Genomic DNA, 23,503 nt, shown 5'->3' with positions numbered 1-23,503 from the left:
TAGTCAACACGAAATATAAATTGGCTCATACGTCTAGGCAGCAATAAGCTTGATGCCATTAAGATACCATAAATTGTTTTATGAAAACAGCTAGGCGGTTAAAGATGAACGTGAAGTAGCGTTGGATTTTGCTTGACCACTCTTACTATAAACAGCACCCGCGCTGCTATTGCCTTGCAGATGATTGAGTAATTGCTGGTTGCGGTTGAAATGCTTGCCAATTAAAATGCCGTTTAAGCGGTTCATTTCTTTAGCTTGCAGGATAGATTTTTGAAACTTTTCCCAAGCGGCATTTAGGGCGGGGTAGGATTGGCTTTTTAACCAAGCGGTCATGCCAGATTCATTTGACTCAAAACCACTGACCGCTAAGGCTGAATAACGACTTTTTGCAGCAAGGTTAATGCGTTGCAATAACTCGGACTTTTCTTCCATTAACGCTTCTATTCCATCGACATCCACTACCACCAAGCTCGATTGCTCGCGCGTAAGTAGTTCCAGCAGACTGTTCACCAATTTTGCATCTTGCTCAAAAGAGATGGCTTGCTTAGAAGTCGTCATGTTCATATTGTCCTCATGGTTTTTGGGTGGTCAACAAATCTTTTACTGAAGAAATCAGGCCATCGGCCACTTTTTCGGCATCCACTTTAAATTGGCCGCTGGCAATAGCGGATTTAATCGCATCGACCTTTTGCACATCAAAAGCACTGCTAGAAGCTACTTTTTGCTCTAACGACTTTAATTGTGCAGACAAGGGCGATAAGGTCACGTTCTCAACCGCCTTGGCTCCAGTAGAAGCTACTTCTGCTTGCGCCTTTTTAGCCGCTGCAGAATCTGCTTTTCCCGCGCCTGCTTTATCAACACCAAGTCCTGCTGAATTCTTGATTGAGTCATTGATTTTCATGATATTTCATCCTTTTTCGCTAAATTTCTATGCTTAATAAACGCATCCATATTGCTTATATCGGCATAGTTTAAGCGAACTTTAATACTTTTGTGCGTTTTTTATTGATTGTGTTTTTATTCACGAGAATAATCTAAAAAACCACGTTCAAAACCCGACTTCTACCTGACCACCATTTCGGGCAATCCCCGTTACGACTTGGCCGCTGGCAACCTTTACCTGCACAACTTGTCCTTCATTGGCCTTAGCCATTGCCAAGCCTTCTGCTGACACACTAAAGCCAGTGCCTTTTGAAGTAACCATCACCGCTTGTCCCTGTTGCACCACAGGTGCAATCTTTAACATCTCTTGTCTTAGCACACTGCCTGCACCCATCGAGATATTGACAGTGCGTCCAATGACTTGAGCTTGATCGGTAAAAACACCTGCGGGCAACTGCGTTAAATCGCCTTTTTCAAACAGTACATCCTGACTTGTCACCACCTGCCCTTGCGCCAATGGCGCGGCAGCCACCAAATATTGCGCCATCACATTTACGGTAGCTTGCACGTAAATCGTCCAAACATTGGGCGCGTTACAACGCACCCCGACACTAGTCCTACCCCAAGCACGGCTGCCAGCTGGCAAAAAAACTTGCACCTCTGGACATTGTGCCAATTTTAAATTCTGGTCAATTGCGCCTACTTGTACTTTTACTTTGCCTGGATAACCAATCGCTTGCGTTTCTAAAAATTCATTAATCTTAATTTTTACACTGGCCAAATTCTGATTTAGGTTTGGCTTTTCAAGCGTTGCTACAATTTGTTTTGCAACTGGCATAGGCTCTGCCAAACATATTGACGTCAACAATAGGCACGCCAGCATAAATAACAATGCTTCTATGTTAATTTTAAAATGCCCGCCTTCATCGTCCATATTGAACTCCATTCCAAATGGTAAAAACTCAATTAGGTATTCTACGGATTCAACCGACAAGTAAAACTAAGAAAAGGGCTAGTTTTACCCTTTTACTTTCACAATCAATCTGATCCTTTTAACTCTAGACTTGCATCCATAAATGTTATCGGCAAAAAGTGGCATTTCTTTAGGCGGTTTTTAGACGTTTTTTTAAAGTTGCTTAAAAAAATCACAAGCTGTTAGTAAAGGAATTTGAAAATGAATAGATTAGACGAAGCTTTGAGTTTTCACCAAAACGCACTCAGGGTGCGCGGTCAGCGCCAGGAGTTAATCGCGGCGAATATTGCCAATGCCGACACGCCCAATTACAAAGCGCGTGACATTGATTTTAAAAGCGCCATGCAAAGTGCTACTGCAGGCATCAATACTGAAGCCTTTAAAGCCAGTAAAACATCGGCATTGCATTTAGATAGCTTGCCGACCAATTCCAGCATCTCAAGTGGCGCACCAGGTTCTGCCATGTTCCGACCGATTATACAAGGTAGCGTAGATGGCAACACGGTGGATATGGATGTAGAACGTAACCAGTTTGCAGACAATGCGATTCGCTATGAGGCCAGTTTAACGCTGATTAACGCCCAGCTCAAAAAAATGCTTGCCGCCATACAAGGTCAATAATCCGATATTTGGATAGGAGAGAAAAATGTCATTATTTAATGTATTCAATATTTCTGGTTCTGCCATGAGTGCGCAAGCACAGCGCTTAAACACGGTTGCCAGTAACTTAGCCAATGCAGACAGTGCAACCAGCGCTAACGGCACGCCCTATAAAGCCAAGCAGGTAGTATTTAGCGCCACTCCGACAGCCTCACAAGACGCCAGCGGCGTGAAAGTACTGAAGGTTGTGGAAGACACATCCCCCGCGAAAGTGGTGTATGACCCCAAACACCCGCTCGCCAATGAAAAAGGCTACGTCACCATGCCAAATGTCAATGTAACCGAAGAAATGGTGAACATGATTTCTGCCTCACGTGCCTACCAAAACAACGTAGAAACCATGAACGCCGCTAAAACCATGCTACTTAAAACGTTGACCATAGGTCAACAATAAGTTGACCTATAAATAAAGTTACAACAGTAAGTTGATTTTCAAATTTAAAAAGTAAAGGTAAATAACATGGCCACCTCAGTACAAAGCACCGCTAACGCAGCCTCACAAGCGCTGTTGGATAGCGTAAATGGCAAAAAAAATTCAAGCACGGCTAAAGTGAATGAAACGCAAGATCGATTCATGACTTTACTTGTGACGCAAATGAAAAATCAAGATCCATTAAACCCGATGGACAATGCGCAAGTCACTAGCCAAATGGCACAGCTCTCAACAGTTACCGGCATCGACAAATTGAACAACACGGTGGAGTCGCTCATTGGTAGCGTACAAACGGGGCAATCGTATCAAGCCGCCAACATGATTGGTCATAACGTGTTAGTGCCGGGCAATGCCGTTAGCACTTCTGGTACAGGCGGCTATTTTGGCGTCGATCTACCGATTGGCGCAGATAAACTGAGCGTCACCATTCAAGATACAGCAGGCGCAACTATCCGAACATTGAACCTCGGGGCACAGCAGGCAGGCAGTATTCCATTGAATTGGGATGGCTTTGCCGAGGATGGCTCAGTAGCAAAGACCGGCAGTTATAAATTCACTGTCAGTGCAACTATTTCTGGCAAAAGCGCTGCCGCAGAGGGTTTGAATTATGCCGAAGTCATGAGTGTGTCAAACGGCGCGAGCGGAGTGAAACTTAATTTAAGTAACTTAGCCAGCGTGAGCACCAGTGATGTAAAAGAGATTTTCTAATTTTTATAATCTTAGAATTTGCATCAATCAACACTATTCAATAGAAACAACATCAATAGAAACAACAGGAGAACACCATGAGTTTTCAACAAGGTTTAAGCGGTTTAAATGCAGCATCAAAACAACTAGAGGTGATTGGCAATAACGTATCCAACGCCAACACGGTAGGCTTTAAGCAATCGCGTGCTGAGTTTGCCGATGTATTTGCCAATTCATTGACAGGCGGTGGTGCAACACAAATTGGTATTGGTACCAAACTGTCTAACGTTGCCCAGCAATTCACGCAAGGTAACATCACCAGCACCAATAACTCGTTGGATATCGCCATTAACGGCGGCGGCTTTTTCCGCATGAGTAACAATGGCGCGATTACCTATTCACGCAATGGCCAATTCCAAATGGATAAATTTGGTTATATTGTCGATGCTTCTAATAAACGTTTGACTGGCTATGCTGCCGACGCTAGTGGCACGCTATCGACAGGTGCACCTGCGGAGCTGAATATCAACACATCCGATTTGCAACCTTCTGCCACCGCCGCGGTGACCGGATTAATCAATCTTGATTCACGCAACACCCCATTATCCGCCGCCTTATTCAATCCTGCTGACCCGACAACTTATCATAACTCAACCGCAATTACTGCGTTTGATAGCTTAGGCAATGCCCACACCTTGCAAAGCTTCTTCGTAAAAACAGCTCCTGGTGCTTGGAGTGTCTTTACAACAGCAGATGGCACGTTAACAACGACGATGCCAACGCCAACCGCCACAATGACATTTACTGGTACTGGAACTTCGCCAACTGTGACTAGCGCAGTCACTGGCCCTGCGCCTGCATCATTACCCTTAGTTTCGTTTCCTGTAACTACTGGTGCAACCACGCCCGTACCAATGACTTTAGATTATTCTGGTAGCACGCAGTTTGGCTCTAACTTCAGCGTAAATAGTTTAACGCAAGATGGCTTCACCTCGGGCCGCTTAGCAGGCTTTAATACGGGCGCCGATGGCACGATTGTTGGACGTTACACGAATGGCCAATCAAAAACATTGGGGCAATTAGTATTGGCAAACTTTACCAATCCCAATGGTTTGCAATCTTTAGGCGGTAATGCCTGGTCTGAGAGCGCGACATCTGGCCCTGCGTTGGTAGGCACGCCGAATACTGGATCTTTAGGCGTTTTACAAGCATCATCGGTTGAAGATTCAAACGTAGATCTGACGGCAGAATTGGTCAATATGATTACGGCACAACGTGTATATCAGGCCAATGCCCAAACCATTAAAACGCAAGATCAAGTGCTACAAACACTGGTTAACCTTCGTTAATAGCATCTAAAAATTTAGGAGAGCCGCGATGGATCGCATGATTTATACCGCCATGACAGGCGCTAAGCACATACTGGAACAACAGGCCACCACCGCCCATAACCTAGCCAATGTCACTTCGACGGGTTTTAAGGCTCAAGTGGACTCGTTTCGGGCAGTGCCTGTGATCAGCAATGGTTTGCCCACGCGCGCCTTTGTGGTGGACTCAACCGTAGGTGCAGACTTTAATGCTGGCGCGATTCAATCAACCAACCGCGAGTTAGATGTGGCGATTCAAGGTAAAGGTTGGTTGTCCGTGCAGCGTTCCGATGGCTCTGAAGGCTACACCCGCAACGGCTCTCTCAAAGTAAGTGAAAACGGCGTGTTACAGACCGCCAATGGATTAACTATATTAGGTGATGGCGGGCCTATTAGCATTCCGCCAGATGTAGCCGTCTCAATTGCAAAAGACGGGACGGTTTCAACCGTTGCCAATGGCGCCAAACCTGGCCCAACCAATGTATTAGGCCGTTTAAAATTGGTGAACCCGCCAGAGGCAGATTTAGTGCGGGCAGAAGACGGTTTGTTCACCACTAAAAACGGCACCCCTGCTGAAGTTGATGCCAACGTGCATGTGGTCAGCGGCGCTTTGGAAAGCAGCAATGTCAACGTGGTGGATGCCATGGTGACGATGATTAGCCTGGCCAGACAATTCGAAATGCAAATGAAATTGATGCAAAGCGCTGAGAATAACGCTAATAAAGCCGCTCAACTCCTCAGTTTGAGTTGATGTTGTCTGAGTTAATATTGATTTATAGGATTAGATTAAATCAATCAGCATTTCGATAATTCAAGCAAATGGCTGATTTTTGCACACGATAAACTGATAAGCACAACTAACCCAGCTCCGCTGGCAAGTTTTGCTAAAAGGGAAATTAAAATGATACGCTCACTCTGGATTTCAAAAACTGGCCTTGATGCCCAACAAACACAAATGGACGTGATTGCCAACAACTTGGCTAACGTCAGCACCAATGGCTTTAAGCGCTCACGCGCGGTATTTGAAGACTTACTCTATCAAAACATCCGTCAGCCTGGCGCGCAAAGCTCACAACAAACACAGTTGCCTTCTGGTTTACAATTAGGTACAGGGGTTAGACCCGTTGCGACAGAACGGATTTTCAGCCAAGGTAATCTGCAAGCCACCAGTAACGATAAAGATGTGGCGATTCAGGGTGCAGGGTTCTTTCAGGTTTTACTACCAGATGGCACAACCGCCTACACACGCGATGGCTCTTTCCAAGTGGACAGCCAAGGCCAGCTCGTTACTTCGAGCGGCTTTGCAGTTCAACCTGCCATTACTATTCCAGCCACAGCGCAAAGCCTAACGATAGCTCGCGATGGCACAGTGTCAGTAACTGTGGCAGGCTCTGTTGCTGCAACACAGGTCGGCACTTTGCAACTTTCAACCTTTATCAATACCGCCGGATTACAGGCAAAAGGTGAAAACCTTTACGTAGAAACAACAGCTTCTGGCAATGCCACTGTGAACACACCTGGCACCAATGGTGCTGGTTTGTTAACTCAGGGTTATGTGGAAACGTCTAACGTTAACGTAGTGGAAGAGTTGGTGAACATGATTCAAACCCAACGCGCATATGAAATTAACAGTAAAGCGATTACAACATCCGACCAGATGTTGCAAAAATTAACTCAGATGTAATTTTTTAATACTCACAATTTATACTCTCAATATTGAGTCGATTATGTTAAACATTCTCCATCATAGAACCGTAAAAATAGCCTTTGCCAAACGAATATTGGCGCGTGTTTATGCGCAAATTAGCTTACTGATTGCCATAAGCTTATTGGCTACTGGCTGTGCCATTACTCCCGATACCATTGTTAAACAACCCATGACCGCTAAGCCACAAGCCACAACGCCGGTTAAAGCCAATAGTGGTGCAATATTTAATTCCGCAGCTTATCGCCCTTTGTTTGAAGACAGACGTCCACGCTTTGTCGGCGACATTGTCACCATCAATATTGTAGAAAATACCTCAGCCACCAAAGCTGGTGAAAGTTCTGCCAGTAAAGATGGAAAAGCCGAAGGCGTAATCACTAGTTTATTTGGCAAACCGATGCCTAAGACTGCGGTTTCTGGCAGTTCAGCACTCTCTTATAAAGATAAAGCCGATGAAAAAGCCAGCAATGTATTTACTGGCGCAATTACGGTAACGGTAGTTGAAGTTTTAGCCAACGGCTATTTAGTAGTGGGCGGCGAAAAACAGGTTTCCTTAGATAAAGGCACTGAGTTTGTGCGCTTCTCTGGCGTAATCAACCCAGACAGCATTACCGTTGGTAACTTTGTACCGTCCAACAAAGTAGCAGATGCACGCATTGAATATAGAACCAACACTAAAATTGATGCCGCTGGCGTGGCGTCACTATTGGCACGCTTTTTCTTAAGCATTGCCACACTGTAAAGGTTGATATGACAAACGGTTTTGCAAAATTAGCATCAAAAATTAAACCAAAAAATTGTTTGGATATGGCTTGCCTAGCCTTTTTTTGTGGCTTAATGTTTATTCAACCTGCTCACGCGGAGCGACTAAAAGATTTAGCGACGATTCAAGGCGTAAGAAGCAACCAACTCATGGGTTATGGCTTAGTAGTGGGACTAGACGGCACGGGCGACCAAACACCGTATACCGTTCAAAGCATGATTAACATGATGCAGCAAATGGGGGTTAACTTGCCAGCAGGCACTAGTGTGCAAATGAAAAACGTGGCTTCAGTGATTATCACTGGCACTTTGCCAGCGTTTGCCCAGCCTGGACAAACCTTAGATGTGACGGTTTCATCCATGGGTAGCGCAAAAAGTCTGCGTGGTGGCACCCTGCTAATGACACCGTTAAAAGGTGCAGACGGTCAGATTTACGCCATGGCACAAGGCAACTTGGTGGTGGGGGGCGTCGGTGCTGCGGCCAATGGTAGCCAAACACAGATCAATCACCTCAGCGTCGGTCGCATCTCCGATGGAGCAACGGTAGAACGTACGATTCCAAACACCATCAGTCAAACCGATGGTGTTAATTTAGAGTTAAAAGAGTCTGACTTTTCAACTGCAACCTTAGTGGTAGACGCTATTAATCGCCGCTTCGGTGCTAATACGGCCAATGCTCAAGATGGCCGTGTTATTCGCGTGCAAGCGCCAGCCGATAGCAGTCGCGTTAGTTTCTTAGCCGCACTGGAAGCCATTAATGTAGCCCCTGCCGCCACCAATGCTAAAGTTATTTTAAATGCACGTACCGGTTCTGTGGTGATGAACCAAGCCGTCACACTCGAAAACTGCGCGGTATCACACGGCAACCTCACGGTCGTTATCAATACTGACCCTGTCATTAGTCAGCCAGGCGCACTCTCAAGTGGACAAACGGTATCAACCGCACGCTCACAAATTGAAATAAATAAAGAACCAGGCAAGGTATTAAAACTGAATAGCGGCACCAATCTGTCGGACGTTGTAAAAGCACTTAACGCAATTGGTGCAACACCGCAGGACTTACTGGCCATCTTGCAAGCCATGAAGGCAGCCGGCTCATTGCGTGCTGACTTAGAGGTCATCTAATCATGCTAAATAGCGAGAATTTGTGATGATGAATAGTGCTGATTTATCTGGCAAAGTGGCTTTTGATGCGAATGGTTTAAACAACCTGAAGCAAGCCGCCAAAGAAAATTCACCTGAAGCAATTAAAGGCGTTGCCAAGCAATTTGAGGCGATATTTATGAACATGATGCTGAAAAGCATGCGCGAGGCCTCCTCGCAGGACAGCCCGTTTGACAATGAACAAAGCCGTACATTCACTTCGATGCTTGATCAGCAACTGAGTAGCAACCTAGCCTCAAAAGGGCTAGGTCTTGCGGATGTGCTCGCCAGACAACTCTCTAAAGGCACTGACATTGCCGCAAATAGTATGGAACAAGCAGTAAGCGATGTGCAGCCAAATGCTGGTGCAAGTTTAAATTCAGGCTCATCTTATGGCGCTTTTTCTAACCCGATAATTAGCAATCCGCTCTCGCCAAGTAGCAACAAATCAACTGTAACTGCGGCTAATTCAGCTATAACAAAACCTGTATTAACCAACAACAATCCCTTAAATACGCAATCGCTCTCTGGTAGTGCCGCAGAGTTTCAAACACGGATGGCACAGCATGCCGCCGAAGCGAGCCGCGCTACGGGTGTGCCTGCTCACTTAATGCTCGGTCAAGCGGCCCTTGAAAGTGGCTGGGGTAAACGTGAATTAAAAGGCCAAGACGGTACGCCTAGTAACAACCTGTTTGGTATTAAAGCAACCGGCAACTGGGAGGGCAAAGTCGTTGAAGCAACCACCACAGAATACATCAATGGCGTAAAACAAAAACGTATCGAGAAATTTCGTGCTTATGACAGCTATGCCGATTCTTTCAAAGATTTTGCCAATTTGATGAGCAATAACCCACGCTATGAAAAAGTCATGGCAAATTTAAATGATATCAACGGCTATGCGCAAGCGATGCAAAAAGCGGGCTACGCAACTGACCCGCATTATGCAAGTAAATTAGCCAGCGTGATACAGAAAGTATTGCCATAAAAAATTAATGCGATGCACTGCCTAAAGTTTTAACAATTTATACCGTCATTACAGTTGTACACTGTTTTTCTAAAGAGTAAATATCATGGCCTCTAATATACTAAGTATCGGAAAAAGCGCCCTCTCAGCCGCTCAGGTTGGCCTGAGTACGACTGGTCACAACATCGCCAACGCGTCTACACCTGGGTATTCTAGACAAGTCGTAGTGCAGTCTGCGGCACAATCGCAAAATTTCGGCTATGGCTATGTCGGACAAGGTACAGAAGTTTCTGCTGTGTCGCGGGTTTATAACGAGATATTAGCGAAGCAAGTAATTAATAGTCAGTCTGTTAGCACTGCTATCGATACTTATAGCTCACAACTGAGTAGTATCGACAATATGTTGTCGGATGCTGCCGCTGGCTTAAACCCAGCACTAACAGATTTTTTTGGTAGCATACAAGACTTATCTGCCAACCCGAGCGATATTCCAACGCGGCAGACAATGCTCTCCAATACCCAATCTTTAGTTAGCCGATTTCAAAGTACCAGCAATCGTCTGAATGAAATTCGTGATAGCGTTAACTCGCAACTGACTTCTACAGTTGGGTTGGTCAATTCTTATGCTAAACAGATTGCCAGCCTGAATGATGTAATCGACAAAGCCGTCAGCGCGACGGGGAATCCACCAAATGACTTGATGGATCAACGAGATCAATTAGTTGTTGAACTCAGCAAACAAATCAAAACCACGGTAGTGCCTCAAAATAAAGGTAGCTACAATATATTCGTAGGTAATGGCTTGCCGCTGGTGGTAGGTGCAGATACTTATGCCCTAGCAACCACAAGTTCACCTACCGATCCTAGTCGGTTAGAGGTGGCTTATTTAAGTAAAACCAAAACCACCGTTTTAGGTGTTGAGAGTCTGCCTGGTGGCACCATCGGTGGTTTACTACAATTTCGGGCAGAATCACTCGATGCTGTGCAAAACCAAGTAGGGCAAATTGCCGCGGTACTTGCTGAAACCTTTAATACACAACATGCACAAGGGCTTGATTTAAACGGCAAGCCAGGTGGAGCCTTATTTACCCTTCCAGCCCCTGCGGTGAGTAGCAATAGCGACAATACGGGTACGGCCATCATTAGCAGTCAAATTGTAGATGCTCGCGCACTCACCAGTAGCGACTATCGCCTGCAATACGATGGTACAAATTACAAAATTACGCGCCTGACGGACAAATCCGTACAAAGCTTTACCAGTCTGCCACAAACCCTTGATGGTTTAAGTTTTAGTCAAGCTTCAGGCACCGTAAATGCAGGCGATGACTTTGTGATTCGGCCGACACTTAATGCCGCCACTACCATTAAATTAGCCATTACCGATGCCAGCAAACTAGCGGTTGGCGGTCCAGCACTAAGTGCCAGCTCAAATGTTGCAAATATTGGTGGGGCAACGCTTAGTACCCCTGTGGCTGCTAGTAGCTATAGCGCTAGCCCGATGGCGAGTCCACTCGGACTAACTTATAACACTGGAATTCCAGGCACACTTACACTCGCGCCATCTTCCCAACCAGTAACGGTGACTTTTGGCGGTACCAGTACTACATATCCCGCTGGTTCGCCCGTAACCTATACCAGTGGCGCAACGATTTCTGTCGGTGGGTTAAGTTTTGCTATTTCTGGTACGCCTAGTAATGGTGACCAATTCACCATCACACCAAATAGCAGCAATGGTCCAGGCGACAACCGAAATGGCCTGTTACTGGCTAGTCTACAGAGTGAAAGTACTATTCCTAGCATTGGCAGTAACAGTAAAATAAGTTACTCCAGTGCCTTTAGTCAATTGGTGAATAATGTTGGCAATAAAACCCGCGAACTAAAAGTAACGGGCGCATCAGAAGCCAAAGTGCTCGAGCAAGCCACCGCTGCCGTACAGTCTGAATCTGGCGTTAATTTAGATGAAGAAGCAACGAATCTGTTGCGCTATCAACAAGCATATCAGGCAGCAGGAAAAATGATGCAAATTGCCAGCCAACTTTTTGATGTATTGTTGCAGCTTGGACAATAACAGGCAGACGATAGACGGAATGAGTAATTAAAGGAAATAATCATGCGTATTAGCACCAACACCATCTATCAGTCAGGTATTTCAAAAATCAATAACCTGCAAACTGAACAAGTAAAACTACAACAACAGATTTCTACTGGTAAACGCCTTGCTTCACCTTCAGATGACCCAGTAGCTTCTGCAAGGGCATTAGAAGTTTCGCATGCGCAAGGCATAAATGACAAATTTGCCGATACGCGTAAAACAGCACAACTGAAACTCAACACCCTTGAATCGAACCTGACCAGTGTCACCAATCTACTCATTTCAACGCAGTCATCCCTCGTTGCGGCGGGTAATGGCTCATTATCAAATTTAGAAAGAAGCTTTATTGGCACAGAATTAAATGGCTCGCTCGAGCAATTAATCGGCTTGGCCAATACGCAAGATGCCTCTGGCAATTACCTTTACGCGGGGTTTAAAACCAGCACAAAACCCTTCGACGCCGCAGGTACTTATGCGGGCGATAGCAACCAACAACTGCTGCAAGTGGATTCACAACGGCAAATGGCGGTGAATGTAACTGGAAATGCGGTTTTTCAAGCAGGCGGCAATGATGCTTTTGCAGCGCTGAAGGACATCGTAACGCTGTTAAATACACCTATTACCGATGCCACTTCACAAGCGGCTTTTAGCACTGGCATAGCCACCGCCTTGGGCAAGATGCGTGGTGCCGTAGATAATGTCCTCAATGTCCGTGCCGATATTGGCACAAAACTCAACGAAATTGACAAACTTGACACGGCAGGTTCAGACCGTTCATTGCAATACAGCAAATCGCTTTCTGAACTACAAGATACCGATTACGCAAGCGCCCTCTCCGACCTTGCCAAGCAACAAACCATTATGGAAGCTGCGCAAAAATCATTTGTGCAGGTTACCAGCTTATCGTTGTTCAAATTCATTTAAAAAGCAAAATCAAGTTCAATTTTTTGCATTCTGACCTAGCCAAACTAAAATCAACAAGACAAATTCTTCAGTCTAGTTAACTTCGTTTAGGTTTCCCGCTTTTTTTAATTCACATTAATACCCCTATTTAGGGGATATTTCATTCAATTTTTTTGGACTAAGATTGTCTTTGCAATATTTTTGCAAAAAAATATTTTCAATTTAATCAATATCTCATTAATTCGGGAGACTAAAATGTACAAAAAAATAGCAGGTATAACTTTCACTCTATTAGCCAGCGTATTTGCAGTCAATGCGAATGCGGCTTGTAAGGATATTACTTATAATGCCTTGCAAGGTGCAGCTAATGCGGCACTTGCATCCGCTAGCACTGGTGGTTTATCTTTAAATATGTGGGCTACTTTTGTAGATGAAACAGGTAAAGTTTGTTCAGTTGTGAATACTAGCACTAAGGGCTCATTGGCTGGCAACTCTCAATGGTTAGGGAGTCGCGTTATTTCCGCTCAAAAAGCCAATACGGGCAATGCCTTTAGCTTAGATGGATTAGCCATTTCTAGCGGTGCATTATTTGCTGCAGTTCAACCAGGTGGCAGTTTGTATGGTTTGCAAGAAAGTAATCCGGTAAACGCTGAAAGTGCTTACAAGGGTTCACCATCTAACTACGGCAAAACAAATGACCCGTTGGTAGGCAATCGTGTTGGCGGCATCAATGTATTTGGTGGCGGACTTCCAGTTTACAAAAATGGCGTAAAAGTCGGTGGCATCGGCGTGTCAGGCGACACGTCATGCACTGACCATGCTTTTGTTTGGAAAATTCGGAATCTTCTTGGACTTGAGCCTTCTGGATCAGTTACCCAAGTAGAAAAGCTAAAACTAACAAACGCGTTTGGCGCTCTTGGTGATCATCCAACCTGCATAGGCGCACCAATTGCTGACCAATCAGGTTTTGTAGCCTCAGCACCTTAATAATATGAAACTTCAATAAAAACCCCAGTTTTCTGGGGTTTTTATTTGTTAAAAATAAAAATAAAAGTATAAAGTATAATAAATACTAGTTTACTTTTAAAAAGGCTGATTTATGCGAAACTATCACCAATCTACTAATAAAATCAAAGGCTTCACTTTGCTTGAACTGTTAGTCGTCATGGTTATCATTGGCTTGCTAGTGAGCTATGTTGGACCAAAGTATTTTAGCCAACTCAGTAAATCCGAAGTAAAAACCGCCAAGGCACAAATACACGCATTAAAAAAAGCACTGGATATTTATCGATTAGACAACGGTGCTTACCCTAATCAGGAATCAGGTTTAGAGGCTTTGGTCAATGCGCCGCAAGGCAATGGCAAATGGAAAGGTCCGTATTTGGAGAAAGGCGTTCCCAATGATCCTTGGGATCATGCTTACATTTATCGAATTCCTGGAGAAAATGCCGAGTTTGATCTATTCTCTTATGGCGCAGATGGCCGTTCTGGCGGCACCGATGAAAATGCAGACATTAGCGACTAAATTGAGCGATTATTATGCAATATCAACTACGCGTGCTTCGACAAGGACAGGCTCCTTATCAATTTGAGCTAGAGGCAATATCAATTGAAGACGCTCGCAATAAGGCTGAACAACAAGGCCTGATTGTCTTGCAGGTTAAGTCAACCACCTCATCCCTTCTGCAAAAACTGACTAAACAATCTACACAATTTCCACTGATTTTATTTAGCCAAGAGTTTCGCGTATTGTTTGAAGCTGGCTTATCTGTCATGGACGTGTTGCAAACTTTGATTGAAAAAGAAAGCAACCCCAGCACCAAACTTACCTTGCAACAACTTTTAATCGCCGTGCAGGAAGGCAAAACTTTATCGCAAGCCATGTCGCTCAATGTAGCGGCGTTTCCAACATTATTTATCGCCACTATTAGCGCGGCAGAAACCACGGGGGATTTAGCCGAGGCATTGCTGCGGTACAGCCAATATTTGGAAAATGTTGATTTACTCAAAAAGCGTATCGTCAGTGCTTCCGTATATCCTGCCATTGTGACCAGTTTTGGTTTACTTGTATTAGCATTTTTAGTCGTATTTGTGATTCCGAAATTCAGTAGAATTTATGCCACACAAGTAGCCAACATTTCTAGCAGCACCCAGTTTTTATTGCAGATTGGTGAATTTTCACAACAGTATGGCGCCATTATTTTAGTATTGGTAGTGAGTTTAATTACAACACTTGTCATACTGATTTCACGCCAAGAAATTCGCGCCAAGTTCTACGACGCCTTATGGAAAATTCCATTTTTAGGTAACAAAGTGCGTGTCTATCATCTTTCACGCTTTTATCGCACATTTTCCATGCTGCTAAAAAGTGGTATTCCAGTCATGAATAGTTTAGCCATGGTCGAAAGTTTGCTAGGGGCTGGCCTTAAATCGAATTTGCATCAAGCCAAAAAGCAAATTGCCGAAGGAAAGCAATTTTCCCAAGCCTTATTTGATTCAGAACTGACCACGCCAGTGGCTATGCGCTTATTCAACGTTGGCGAAAAAACAGGTACGCTAGATAAAATGATGGAACGCGCAGCAAGTTTTCACGAAGAGGAAATGATTCGATGGGTGGATAGATTTACCAAAATCTTTGAACCCACGCTCATGGCTGTCATTGGTATTTTAATTGGCGGCATTGTGTTAATGATGTACTTGCCAATTTTTGAGCTGGCAAGTGGGATTGAATAATGTCCAACACGCTTACCTTTTCAAGTGAAACCTTGCTAGAAGCGGCCAGTGGCGCTAAAGCAAGTGGTCAACGTGCAATCGAAGTTCTAGAAGAAATCAGCGCGCTTACGCCTGCCGAATTCACCCAAAAATTAGCACATAGTTTGGCCTACCCATACATCACGCTTGCGCAAATGCTAATGTTGCAACCCACTTTTGAACGCATTTCATTTTCCGAGTCTTTACAGCGCGAATGCGTGTTACTGCGTGAGAATCAAGCCCTTATTTTTGTATTTGCAGACATCTACAACCAAGACATTCAAACCTGGGCTACAGAGCGAATTGGGGCCCCGTTCAGCACCGCCCTAGCCCACCATGCTGACATTGCAGCCTATCTTGCCAAGCAAGAAGAGGACACACGCACCGTACAAACCGCCATTGGGCAAGCTGCATTTGCAAATAATGATACTGAGACCTCTGAAGAGCTCTCACTGAACATGATTGAAGGTGACGCCAGCCCTGTCATCAAACTGGTACGCTCGACCTTATATGACGCTTTAAAAGCCGAAGCCAGCGACATTCACTTAGAAACCGCACCGAATGGCCTAGTCATTAAATACCGGTTAGATGGCGTATTAAGCCAAGTCGGAGCCATCAACGATTCAATACTCGCCGAGCAAGTCATTTCGCGCATCAAAGTCATTTCAGAACTTGATATTACCGAGCAGCGCGTACCGCAAGATGGCCGGTTTCGTTCAATTTACCGTGGACGTGATGTAGATTTTCGGGTATCCGTGATGCCCAGCATTCATGGCGAAGATGTAGTGATACGTGTATTGGACAAACAAACTTTGGCCGAGCAAGCTACTGGCCTACGCTTGGATGTGCTGGGGTTTGATGCTAAGACTATGCAAATTATGCGCGAACAATTTGCTTTACCGTATGGCATGGTGTTAGTTACGGGGCCAACGGGTAGTGGTAAAACCACCACACTTTATGCGGCCATCAGTGAAATCAATCGTGGCGATGACAAAATCATTACCATTGAAGACCCTGTCGAATATCAATTGGCAGGCGTTTTACAGATTCCAGTTAATGAGAAAAAAGGCCTCACTTTCGCACGCGGCTTACGTTCCATTTTACGGCACGACCCAGACCGCATTATGGTGGGGGAGATTCGCGATGCAGAAACCGCACAAATCGCCGTGCAATCAGCACTGACTGGGCATTTGGTATTTACTACGGTGCATGCCAATAACGCATTTGATGTAATAGGCCGTTTTTTGAACATGGGGGTAGACCCTTACAGTTTTGTTTCTGCGCTTAATATTGTAGTGGCCCAACGTTTATTACGTGCCGTCTGCAAACACTGCTCAGAACCAGTCACGATTGCGTCAGCCAATGTAAAAAATTTAAGCATTCCTGCCAGTGCTACGCTTAAGCACGGCAAGGGCTGCGGAGCATGCCGTGGCACAGGCTATAAAGGCCGTCATGCGGTGGCTGAAATATTACTTTTAGACGATGAATTAAGAGAACTAATTGCAAGCCGCGCCTCAATACGGCAGATTAAAGAATTAGCCTCTAAAAAAGGTACGCGCTTTTTACACGATGCCGCTTTACAAATGGCCTTTGCTGGCGAAACCACCTTAGAGGAGGTGCAACGTGTTGCCCCCCTGGTCTAAATTCATATCTAAATTATGGTCTAAACATAGGCTGTGGTCTAGAAATGGACTCTGGACCAAACATGGCACATTAGCCATCAGCAAGCATGGTATTGCTTTTAAGGTCGCCAATGCTCCGGCCAAGCTACTCACTCAGAATAATTTTCTATGGTCAAATTCGGCACAACTTGCCGAAGTTTTAATCGAAAATCAAGCCTTACTAGAACATCTACAAGTGCACGTACTGCTCTCAAATACCATGATTCGCTACCTCGTCTTACCATGGCAAGAGGCAGTATTTGCAAGAAAAGACTGGCTGGCTATTGCCCAGCATGCATTTCGCAAACAATACGGTGCAGTGGCCGAAACCTGGAGAGTGTCACTAAACATTGGAGCTTATGGTGAAACCGTCGTTGCAGCTGCAGTCGATGAAAGTTTGCTTGTACAACTAGAATCAAGCTCAAAATTGCTCAATTTTACAATTGGTTCTGTACAACCATTGCTCATGACACTGCTTAATATCACGCCACAACCAAATCATGACTGGGCCCTTATCGCCGAGCCAGAACGCTTGGTCTTATGCCGAACACACAATAATGTTTGGCAACAAATTATTGTAGACTCACCGCCGACAGGGCTTGAATATGAAAAAGCAGAACAGTTAATTAGCCGTCAGATGTTGCAGGCAGTAGCCAACGAACAGCCTAGGCAAATTGATAGCTACATTTCTGCCGCATTCCATAAAACTTGGCAAAACTCCCAAAGTAAAAAGCAGAAAATTATGCTTAAGACTACTGCTGAAAAAGCGCATGCCTTGTGGATGGCAGACTTGCCTTTGCAGCATAGCGCCAATAAAATCAATCTGGATTTTTCTGAAAAATCTCAAACAAATCACAGTTTTTCAGCTTGGGGTTTGCTGGCTATTGCACTACTTGCCGCAAGCTTTTTATACAGCCAATACCAGCAAACAACAAAACAAATAATTCTTGCTGAAAGTAAAATACCAGTGACATTAGCCACCAAGCCAAATTTAAGTTCCACTTCGGCTTCAGAAGAAAAAATAAAACTGGCGCAGCAGGTGCAACGCCAACTCGATTTACCGTGGATGCCAATGTTAGCCGCACTTGAAACTGTAAAATTAGCTAACCCACAGATCGCCATCTTAAGTATCAGCCCCAACAAAAACCGAGCAGAAATCAAACTGACTGGCCAAACTGCAGAGTTTTCGGATTTGACACATTTTTTAGATGCGCTTCGCACGAACAGCCATTTTTCTGATGCCGTGCTGGTAAGCCAACATTTAGAAGATGATCAAGCCAAATTACTCTATGTATTTGATATTAATTTGGTGTGGCGTATATGAATATCACCACCTTAATTGCCCAAACTAAATGGCAACTTTTCAGAACACTCGAATCACTGAATGTAGTGGGGAAGCTTAGCCTGCTTTTATTATTAAGCACAGTACTGGCCTATTTCTTAGCTTATCAACCACTTGCCAACAGATTAATCGCTTTGCAACAAGCCGCCACATTGCAGCAACGGCCCGCTCAGTTTACCGCTGAGCCGGACGCAAAAGTAAATGAATATATAGCATCCTTCCCGAGCATAGGAACGCGTGCGAGCAAACTGAATGAATTGGTCGATATTGCAAAGCGCCAACAGCTTTTTTTAAACGAAGTGACGTATAAAACGGAAGATAATATTCATCAACCACTGAATCGTTACCAAGTGGAATTAAGTGTGCTTGCCTCTTACCCTGAGATTCATCGTTTTTTAAACACTGTACAGCGGACGATGCCATTTGTAGCCATTGAATCACTTAACCTAAGCCGCGAAAACGCTTTAGATGAAGCTGTAGAAGCGCGTATTCAATTTACGTTTTATTTTAAGCGACCTTAATTTATGCTGACGAAACGAAATTTACTGCTATGGTCCGCCTTGCTTGTGACGCTAGGTCTCACATGGCATCGCTATCAGCATGAAATGACCAGCGAGATTTCATTACCAACACGTAATTTGAACTCAATCCCTATTCACTCACAAACGCTAGCAGCGAATGAAGTAAAACTGCTACTAAAAACAAGAGCGCTAACTCCCAGTAAGGAAAACTTATTTTCAGTCCCTGCAAAAGAAGTATCGCCCCCAATACGATACGTAGCGTCGAATGCTTCCACTCCAGTTGCACCCGCCCTACCCTTTAAATATTTAGGACGCATGCTTGCTGGCGCCTCTGGTGGTGTCATGTTGGAGTCTCAGGGTGAGGTAATGCACATTCAAGTAGGTGATATTTTACTTGGTCAATATAAAGTAGAAGCCATTAATGAAAATATGGGAAACCTAAAAATTCAGTTTTCATATTTACCACTCAATCAAATACAAACGTTAAGCGCTCAGACAGATCATTAGGAAGCCACCATGAAAAATATAAAATTAAAAAAATTAGGCTTATATTTACTGATATTGCAGTTGATTGCCTGCCAAACACCAACGCCAAAACTCCAAAAAGATACTAATTTGGATAATCGTTTGCAAAACCCGATGCTAGCAGCACAAGTGCCAGAAAAATTGGCTAACATTAAAGAACGTGATAAAAAAATTAATGCGCTATTAGCCAATGAAAATGAAGCTTGGCAGAATAACGACTATGAAGCACTCGCAGTCTTATATCATGATTTAGCGCAATATGACCCTGGTAACTTGCGCGCAATTCAGGGATTTTCCTTAATTGAAACTGCAAAAAAACACGACAGCATCATTGCCGAAGCTGAAGATTTAATTAATAAAAATGAGAATGAGCTTGCACTCAATAAATTGCGCTCTGTGTTGCTAGAAAGTCCAAAACACAAAAAAGCCTTACCTCTCTTCAATACTTTACTTGCTCAGCAAGCTGCTGTTAATAAAGCAAAATTAACGAAAAAATTAAGCTTTAATGAGCCGGTGACGATGGAATTTAGAGATGTTAATTTAAAAATGATATTTGAATCGCTGGCAAAGATTAGCAAAGTCAACTTCATCCTCGATAAAGATGTGCCAAGCGATCAAAACGCCACCATATTCGTTAAAGCCATCCCATTCAGCGACGCTCTAGATTTATTACTACAAACCAATCAGCTGGAGAAAAAAGTTTTAAGTGAGAATTCAGCGATTATTTATGTCAACGATATATTGCACCAACGTGACTACAAAGATCTTAGTGTGCGTAGTTTCACCTTAGATTATGCTGATGCCAAGCAAATGAGCACGATATTGCGCACCATGCTCAATATGCGCAACGTAGAAATCGACACACGCCTAAACACTTTGCTAATAAAAGACTCCCCTGAAATTCTCGCACTGGCTGAAAAAATCATTTACGCCCAAGACAAACCAGATCCTGAAGTGATGCTGGAATTACAGGTCATGGAAGTTAAACGTAGTTACTTGCAGAATTTAGGTGTTGAGCCGCCGACAGGTCTGAGCGTACCTGTACCTGCAGGAGGTATATTAACGTTAAAAGATTTACGAAATGTTACTGGCAATACTTTAGTGGTCAATGGCATTCCTGGATTGGTGTTTAACGCCACGAATGGCGATGTGAATTTATTAGCCAACCCCCGTATTCGCGTTAAAAATAAAGACACAGCAAAAATTCATATTGGCGAAAAAGTCCCTGTTTTTACTGCAAATGTTGCTTCCACTGGCGTAAGCTCGCAAACGGTGCAATATATTGATGCAGGACTAAAACTAGAAGTTGAACCTACGATTAGTGCAGCCGATGATGTCACAATTAAAATCAATCTAAATGTGGGCTCAATAGGCGACAAAGTGGTTGCTACTTCGGGAAGCAGCCAAAGTATCGCGTTTCGTGTGGGTACTCGCATGACAACAACACAATTACGTTTGCATGATGGCGAAACACAAATTCTGGCAGGCTTAATTGACGATCAAGATAGAAAAACTATCAATAAAATTCCTGGTATTGGTGATATTCCGTTGTTGGGTCGATTGTTTTCAAATCACACCGACGACAAAGTTAAAACTGAAATCATATTATCCATTACCCCGCACATCATCCGCCAACGCACGCCTCAGCAAGCTCACGAAGCAGATATTTGGACAGGACCTGAAGGGCAAACAGGTCGTCAATCGCCTTCGCCTGCATTTTTAAACGGCGCATCTCCGTTTATGGTGCCTAAACCACCAGCGGCCACTAGCCCTGTAAATCGAGATGATGCCCCGAAAAATATTAACTTGCCATTGCCGCCTGGTTTCTCTTTGGGCGGTGGCTTGAATTCAGATCAAAAAGCAGCGCCTAGTAACAATCCCGCGGATTAATAATCATGGCTTACTTCGCAACTAAACGAAATGGCTTCTCGTATGTAGAGTTGGTCTTCGTTATTGCCATACTCGCTGTGCTGGCTTCGGTTGCGGTACCTTATCTTGAAAAAAATATTCAACGAAAAAAAGAAAGCGAATTAAAGCAGAATTTGAGACAAATACGTGCTGCGATTGATGAATACAAGGTCTCCGCTGACCAGGGCAAAATTAAAAAATCGATTGGCGATAGCGGTTATCCACATAATTTAGAAGATTTAGTCAACGGTGTAGAAGATATAACGGATCCGCAAAAGAAAAAATTGCGATTTTTAAGAAATATACCTGCTGACCCAATGTTCACCAGGAGCGTAGCTTTAAAAAACGAGTTGGCCCCTGCAGACACCTGGGGTAAGCGTAGTTACTCAAGCGATGCAGACAACCCACGCGAGGGTGATGATGTCTTTGATGTATATTCACTAAGCAGTGAAATAGGACTGAATGGAATTCCCTATGGCCAATGGTGACAACTTGTATAAACCTAAAGGATTTACATTTATCGAGCTAACCGTAGTCATGGCGGTCATTGCCTTGATTATTAGCATTGCAATGCCGCGCTATTTTGACGGGTTAGAGCGCGGCAAAGAAACTGCACTAAAACAAAATCTGAAAGAAATGCGTGAGGCGATAGATCACTATCATACTGACAAAGGTGAATATCCTATCAATTTACAAACCTTGGTATCAGAGCGTTATTTACGCTTTATTCCAGCCGACCCTATTACCGAGATGACGGATACTTGGTTGATTATTGCGCCTCCAGACAATAGTAATCGCGTTTATGACGTAGCAAGTGGCGCCACCACCGCCTCGCGAAGCGGTGAAGCCTATAACACATGGTAAATCAAACAGATCAGAATGGATTTGCCTATATTGGGGTGCTTTTTCTGCTGGCCGCCATTTCGTTAAGCCTAGCAGTAGTATCACAAAATGAAGATACATTAATTAAACGGGAAAAAGAGCAAGACTGGCTATTTATAGGAAAACAATATCAACGTGCCATTGCCAGCTATTATCATCAATCGCCCAATGGCATCAAAACATTACCAACTAAACTAGACGAGTTAATATTAGATAAACGTTTTATAGCGCCTGTTCGGCATTTAAGAAAAATATACAATGACCCATTAAATAACCAGCAAGATTGGAGTTTAATTAAAAACCAAGAAGGGCAGATTAGCGGTGTATTTAGTCAATCGCAAGCGCTCATCTTATCGACAAAAATTATTAATGAGTATCAAGAAAACCAGTCGGAGCCGATTACACAATATGCCAACATTAAATTTATATTTAAACCCGATGTACCAAAAAAAGAGTCTGAAATAGATGAAACAACTGAAATAAATAACGAAGAAAGCGAACCAGACAATTCACTCACTCACAATATTGAATAATTGGCGATAAACTGTAAATGCAAGAAAAAAATGTAAATCAAGAGCAAATTTGGCATGGCAAAATCCTAGAACAAGGCTTAGATCAGCTTGGTCAAGCTATCATTATTGTTTCATGCCGCGCTGAGGTCTTATTCACTTCAATATCAGCCGAAACATTACTAGAAAATCACAATGGGCTAAATATAATCAACAATAGTCTGGTAGCTGATTTAATACCAGACAACCAGAGATTACAAAAAGCTATCCAAAATGCAATTAATGGAAACCATACCCAAGAAAACTCAGTGAGCCTATACATACATAGAAATCAGCAAGACAAGCCCTATTACCTATCGATTAGCCAACTGCCCAAACAAACTGATGAACGGCGTGACGGGCACCATGCGCTCATTTTAATTAAAGATTTAGAAATAAATTACGAACGCTGGGCAGACCGCTTAAAATCGGGATTCAACTTATCACCAAGAGAAATCGAATGTGTAATCTTACTCACAGAGCGAAGAAGCGTTCAGGAAGTGGGCGAAGTAATGGAAATCAGCACCGAAACTGTCAGACAATATTTAAAAAGTATATTCAAGAAAATGGATGTAAGAAAGCTTCATGAGTTGGTTAGTCTGGCTTTGGAATACCGCAGAAATAGATAATTAAAAAGAGTTATTCAATTAAAAAGCCCGCTAAACAGCAGGCTTTAATTTACAACAAGTAACTCATTTTAAGTTTTGGTCGGGACAGCAAGATTCGAACTTGTAAATCAACAACCTATGCTATGCTTATCGCTCATTATAGGCATTAGCTTTATGTCATAGTTA

The 23,503-nt window shown here is 43.7% G+C and carries 26 protein-coding genes; 23 read left to right on the top strand and 3 right to left on the bottom strand.

Annotated elements, in window-relative coordinates; all coding sequences use genetic code 11:
• Positions 1-90: 90 nt before the first annotated feature.
• The 3 genes from HOO90_RS06025 to flgA form a co-directional block, all read right to left on the bottom strand.
• A complete protein-coding gene (locus HOO90_RS06025; RefSeq protein WP_366928745.1) occupies positions 91-558 on the bottom strand; it encodes a flagellar protein FlgN in 468 nt (155 codons plus the stop codon).
• A gap of 13 nt (positions 559-571) precedes the next feature.
• On the bottom strand, positions 572-901 hold the full coding sequence (flgM, locus tag HOO90_RS06020; protein WP_292840809.1) for a flagellar biosynthesis anti-sigma factor FlgM: 330 nt from the start codon (positions 899-901) through the stop codon (positions 572-574).
• 147 nt (positions 902-1,048) lie between these two features.
• Positions 1,049-1,816, bottom strand: a complete 768-nt coding sequence (flgA, locus tag HOO90_RS06015) for a flagellar basal body P-ring formation chaperone FlgA (protein WP_292840806.1) — start codon at positions 1,814-1,816, stop codon at positions 1,049-1,051.
• Positions 1,817-2,056: 240 nt separating this feature from the next.
• Here flgA and flgB point away from each other — a divergent pair, with 240 nt between their 5' ends.
• The 23 genes from flgB to HOO90_RS05900 all read left to right on the top strand — a co-directional run bounded on the left by flgB (position 2,057) and on the right by HOO90_RS05900 (position 23,338).
• The gene (gene flgB, locus HOO90_RS06010) at positions 2,057-2,476 is read left to right on the top strand and encodes a flagellar basal body rod protein FlgB (RefSeq protein ID WP_292840803.1); all 420 of its coding nucleotides are present in this window, start codon (positions 2,057-2,059) and stop codon (positions 2,474-2,476) included.
• Between the two features lie 25 nt (positions 2,477-2,501).
• Positions 2,502-2,909, top strand: coding sequence for a flagellar basal body rod protein FlgC (flgC, locus tag HOO90_RS06005; RefSeq protein ID WP_292840801.1), 408 nt, complete (start codon positions 2,502-2,504; stop codon positions 2,907-2,909).
• 66 nt (positions 2,910-2,975) lie between these two features.
• Entirely contained in the window at positions 2,976-3,656 is a 681-nt protein-coding gene (locus HOO90_RS06000) for a flagellar hook assembly protein FlgD (RefSeq protein WP_292840799.1), read from the top strand.
• A gap of 77 nt (positions 3,657-3,733) precedes the next feature.
• Positions 3,734-4,984 (top strand): flagellar hook protein FlgE, encoded by a 1,251-nt coding sequence (gene flgE / locus HOO90_RS05995; protein ID WP_292840797.1) that lies wholly within the window; start codon positions 3,734-3,736, stop codon positions 4,982-4,984.
• Positions 4,985-5,012: 28 nt separating this feature from the next.
• Complete coding sequence (flgF, locus tag HOO90_RS05990; RefSeq protein WP_292840794.1) at positions 5,013-5,753, top strand: flagellar basal-body rod protein FlgF; 741 nt, start codon at positions 5,013-5,015, stop codon at positions 5,751-5,753.
• A gap of 150 nt (positions 5,754-5,903) precedes the next feature.
• The gene (gene flgG, locus HOO90_RS05985) at positions 5,904-6,686 is read left to right on the top strand and encodes a flagellar basal-body rod protein FlgG (RefSeq protein WP_292840791.1); all 783 of its coding nucleotides are present in this window, start codon (positions 5,904-5,906) and stop codon (positions 6,684-6,686) included.
• Positions 6,687-6,729: 43 nt separating this feature from the next.
• Entirely contained in the window at positions 6,730-7,449 is a 720-nt protein-coding gene (locus tag HOO90_RS05980) for a flagellar basal body L-ring protein FlgH (RefSeq protein ID WP_292840788.1), read from the top strand.
• Between the two features lie 65 nt (positions 7,450-7,514).
• Positions 7,515-8,594, top strand: coding sequence for a flagellar basal body P-ring protein FlgI (locus HOO90_RS05975; RefSeq protein WP_292840865.1), 1,080 nt, complete (start codon positions 7,515-7,517; stop codon positions 8,592-8,594).
• 25 nt (positions 8,595-8,619) lie between these two features.
• Positions 8,620-9,597 carry a flagellar assembly peptidoglycan hydrolase FlgJ gene (flgJ, locus tag HOO90_RS05970; protein ID WP_292840785.1) on the top strand — a complete coding sequence of 326 codons (978 nt, stop codon included), beginning with the start codon at positions 8,620-8,622 and terminating at the stop codon, positions 9,595-9,597.
• Between the two features lie 85 nt (positions 9,598-9,682).
• Positions 9,683-11,644: a flagellar hook-associated protein FlgK gene (flgK, locus tag HOO90_RS05965; RefSeq protein WP_292840782.1), complete on the top strand. Its 1,962-nt coding sequence runs from the start codon at positions 9,683-9,685 to the stop codon at positions 11,642-11,644.
• 42 nt (positions 11,645-11,686) lie between these two features.
• Positions 11,687-12,592 (top strand): flagellar hook-associated protein FlgL, encoded by a 906-nt coding sequence (gene flgL, locus HOO90_RS05960; RefSeq protein WP_292840779.1) that lies wholly within the window; start codon positions 11,687-11,689, stop codon positions 12,590-12,592.
• Between the two features lie 234 nt (positions 12,593-12,826).
• A complete protein-coding gene (locus HOO90_RS05955) occupies positions 12,827-13,558 on the top strand; it encodes a heme-binding protein (RefSeq protein WP_292840776.1) in 732 nt (243 codons plus the stop codon).
• Positions 13,559-13,670: 112 nt separating this feature from the next.
• Entirely contained in the window at positions 13,671-14,096 is a 426-nt protein-coding gene (gene gspG / locus HOO90_RS05950) for a type II secretion system major pseudopilin GspG (protein ID WP_292840773.1), read from the top strand.
• A gap of 14 nt (positions 14,097-14,110) precedes the next feature.
• The gene (locus tag HOO90_RS05945; RefSeq protein ID WP_292840770.1) at positions 14,111-15,304 is read left to right on the top strand and encodes a type II secretion system F family protein; all 1,194 of its coding nucleotides are present in this window, start codon (positions 14,111-14,113) and stop codon (positions 15,302-15,304) included.
• Entirely contained in the window at positions 15,304-16,965 is a 1,662-nt protein-coding gene (locus tag HOO90_RS05940) for a GspE/PulE family protein (RefSeq protein ID WP_292840768.1), read from the top strand. Before HOO90_RS05945 ends, HOO90_RS05940 begins: the two co-directional genes overlap by 1 nt.
• Entirely contained in the window at positions 16,946-18,307 is a 1,362-nt protein-coding gene (locus HOO90_RS05935) for a PilN domain-containing protein (RefSeq protein ID WP_292840765.1), read from the top strand. Before HOO90_RS05940 ends, HOO90_RS05935 begins: the two co-directional genes overlap by 20 nt.
• Positions 18,304-18,846, top strand: a complete 543-nt coding sequence (locus HOO90_RS05930) for a GspMb/PilO family protein (protein WP_292840762.1) — start codon at positions 18,304-18,306, stop codon at positions 18,844-18,846. The genes HOO90_RS05935 and HOO90_RS05930 overlap by 4 nt, the downstream gene beginning before the upstream one ends.
• 3 nt (positions 18,847-18,849) lie before the next feature.
• Positions 18,850-19,353: a hypothetical protein gene (locus HOO90_RS05925; protein ID WP_292840760.1), complete on the top strand. Its 504-nt coding sequence runs from the start codon at positions 18,850-18,852 to the stop codon at positions 19,351-19,353.
• A gap of 9 nt (positions 19,354-19,362) precedes the next feature.
• Positions 19,363-21,261, top strand: coding sequence for a secretin N-terminal domain-containing protein (locus HOO90_RS05920; protein WP_292840757.1), 1,899 nt, complete (start codon positions 19,363-19,365; stop codon positions 21,259-21,261).
• A 5-nt stretch (positions 21,262-21,266) separates the two neighbouring features.
• Positions 21,267-21,767 (top strand): type II secretion system protein, encoded by a 501-nt coding sequence (locus tag HOO90_RS05915; RefSeq protein WP_292840754.1) that lies wholly within the window; start codon positions 21,267-21,269, stop codon positions 21,765-21,767.
• Positions 21,754-22,143, top strand: coding sequence for a type II secretion system protein (locus HOO90_RS05910; RefSeq protein WP_292840751.1), 390 nt, complete (start codon positions 21,754-21,756; stop codon positions 22,141-22,143). Before HOO90_RS05915 ends, HOO90_RS05910 begins: the two co-directional genes overlap by 14 nt.
• A complete protein-coding gene (locus HOO90_RS05905) occupies positions 22,137-22,694 on the top strand; it encodes a type II secretion system protein (protein WP_292840749.1) in 558 nt (185 codons plus the stop codon). The genes HOO90_RS05910 and HOO90_RS05905 overlap by 7 nt, the downstream gene beginning before the upstream one ends.
• Before the next feature lie 17 nt (positions 22,695-22,711).
• The gene (locus HOO90_RS05900; protein WP_292840746.1) at positions 22,712-23,338 is read left to right on the top strand and encodes a helix-turn-helix transcriptional regulator; all 627 of its coding nucleotides are present in this window, start codon (positions 22,712-22,714) and stop codon (positions 23,336-23,338) included.
• Positions 23,339-23,503: the final 165 nt, after the last annotated feature.

The sequence above is a fragment of the Methylotenera sp. genome, assembly GCF_013141425.1.
Taxonomy (GTDB): domain Bacteria; phylum Pseudomonadota; class Gammaproteobacteria; order Burkholderiales; family Methylophilaceae; genus Methylotenera.
This window is presented reverse-complemented; position numbering and strand designations above follow the sequence as displayed.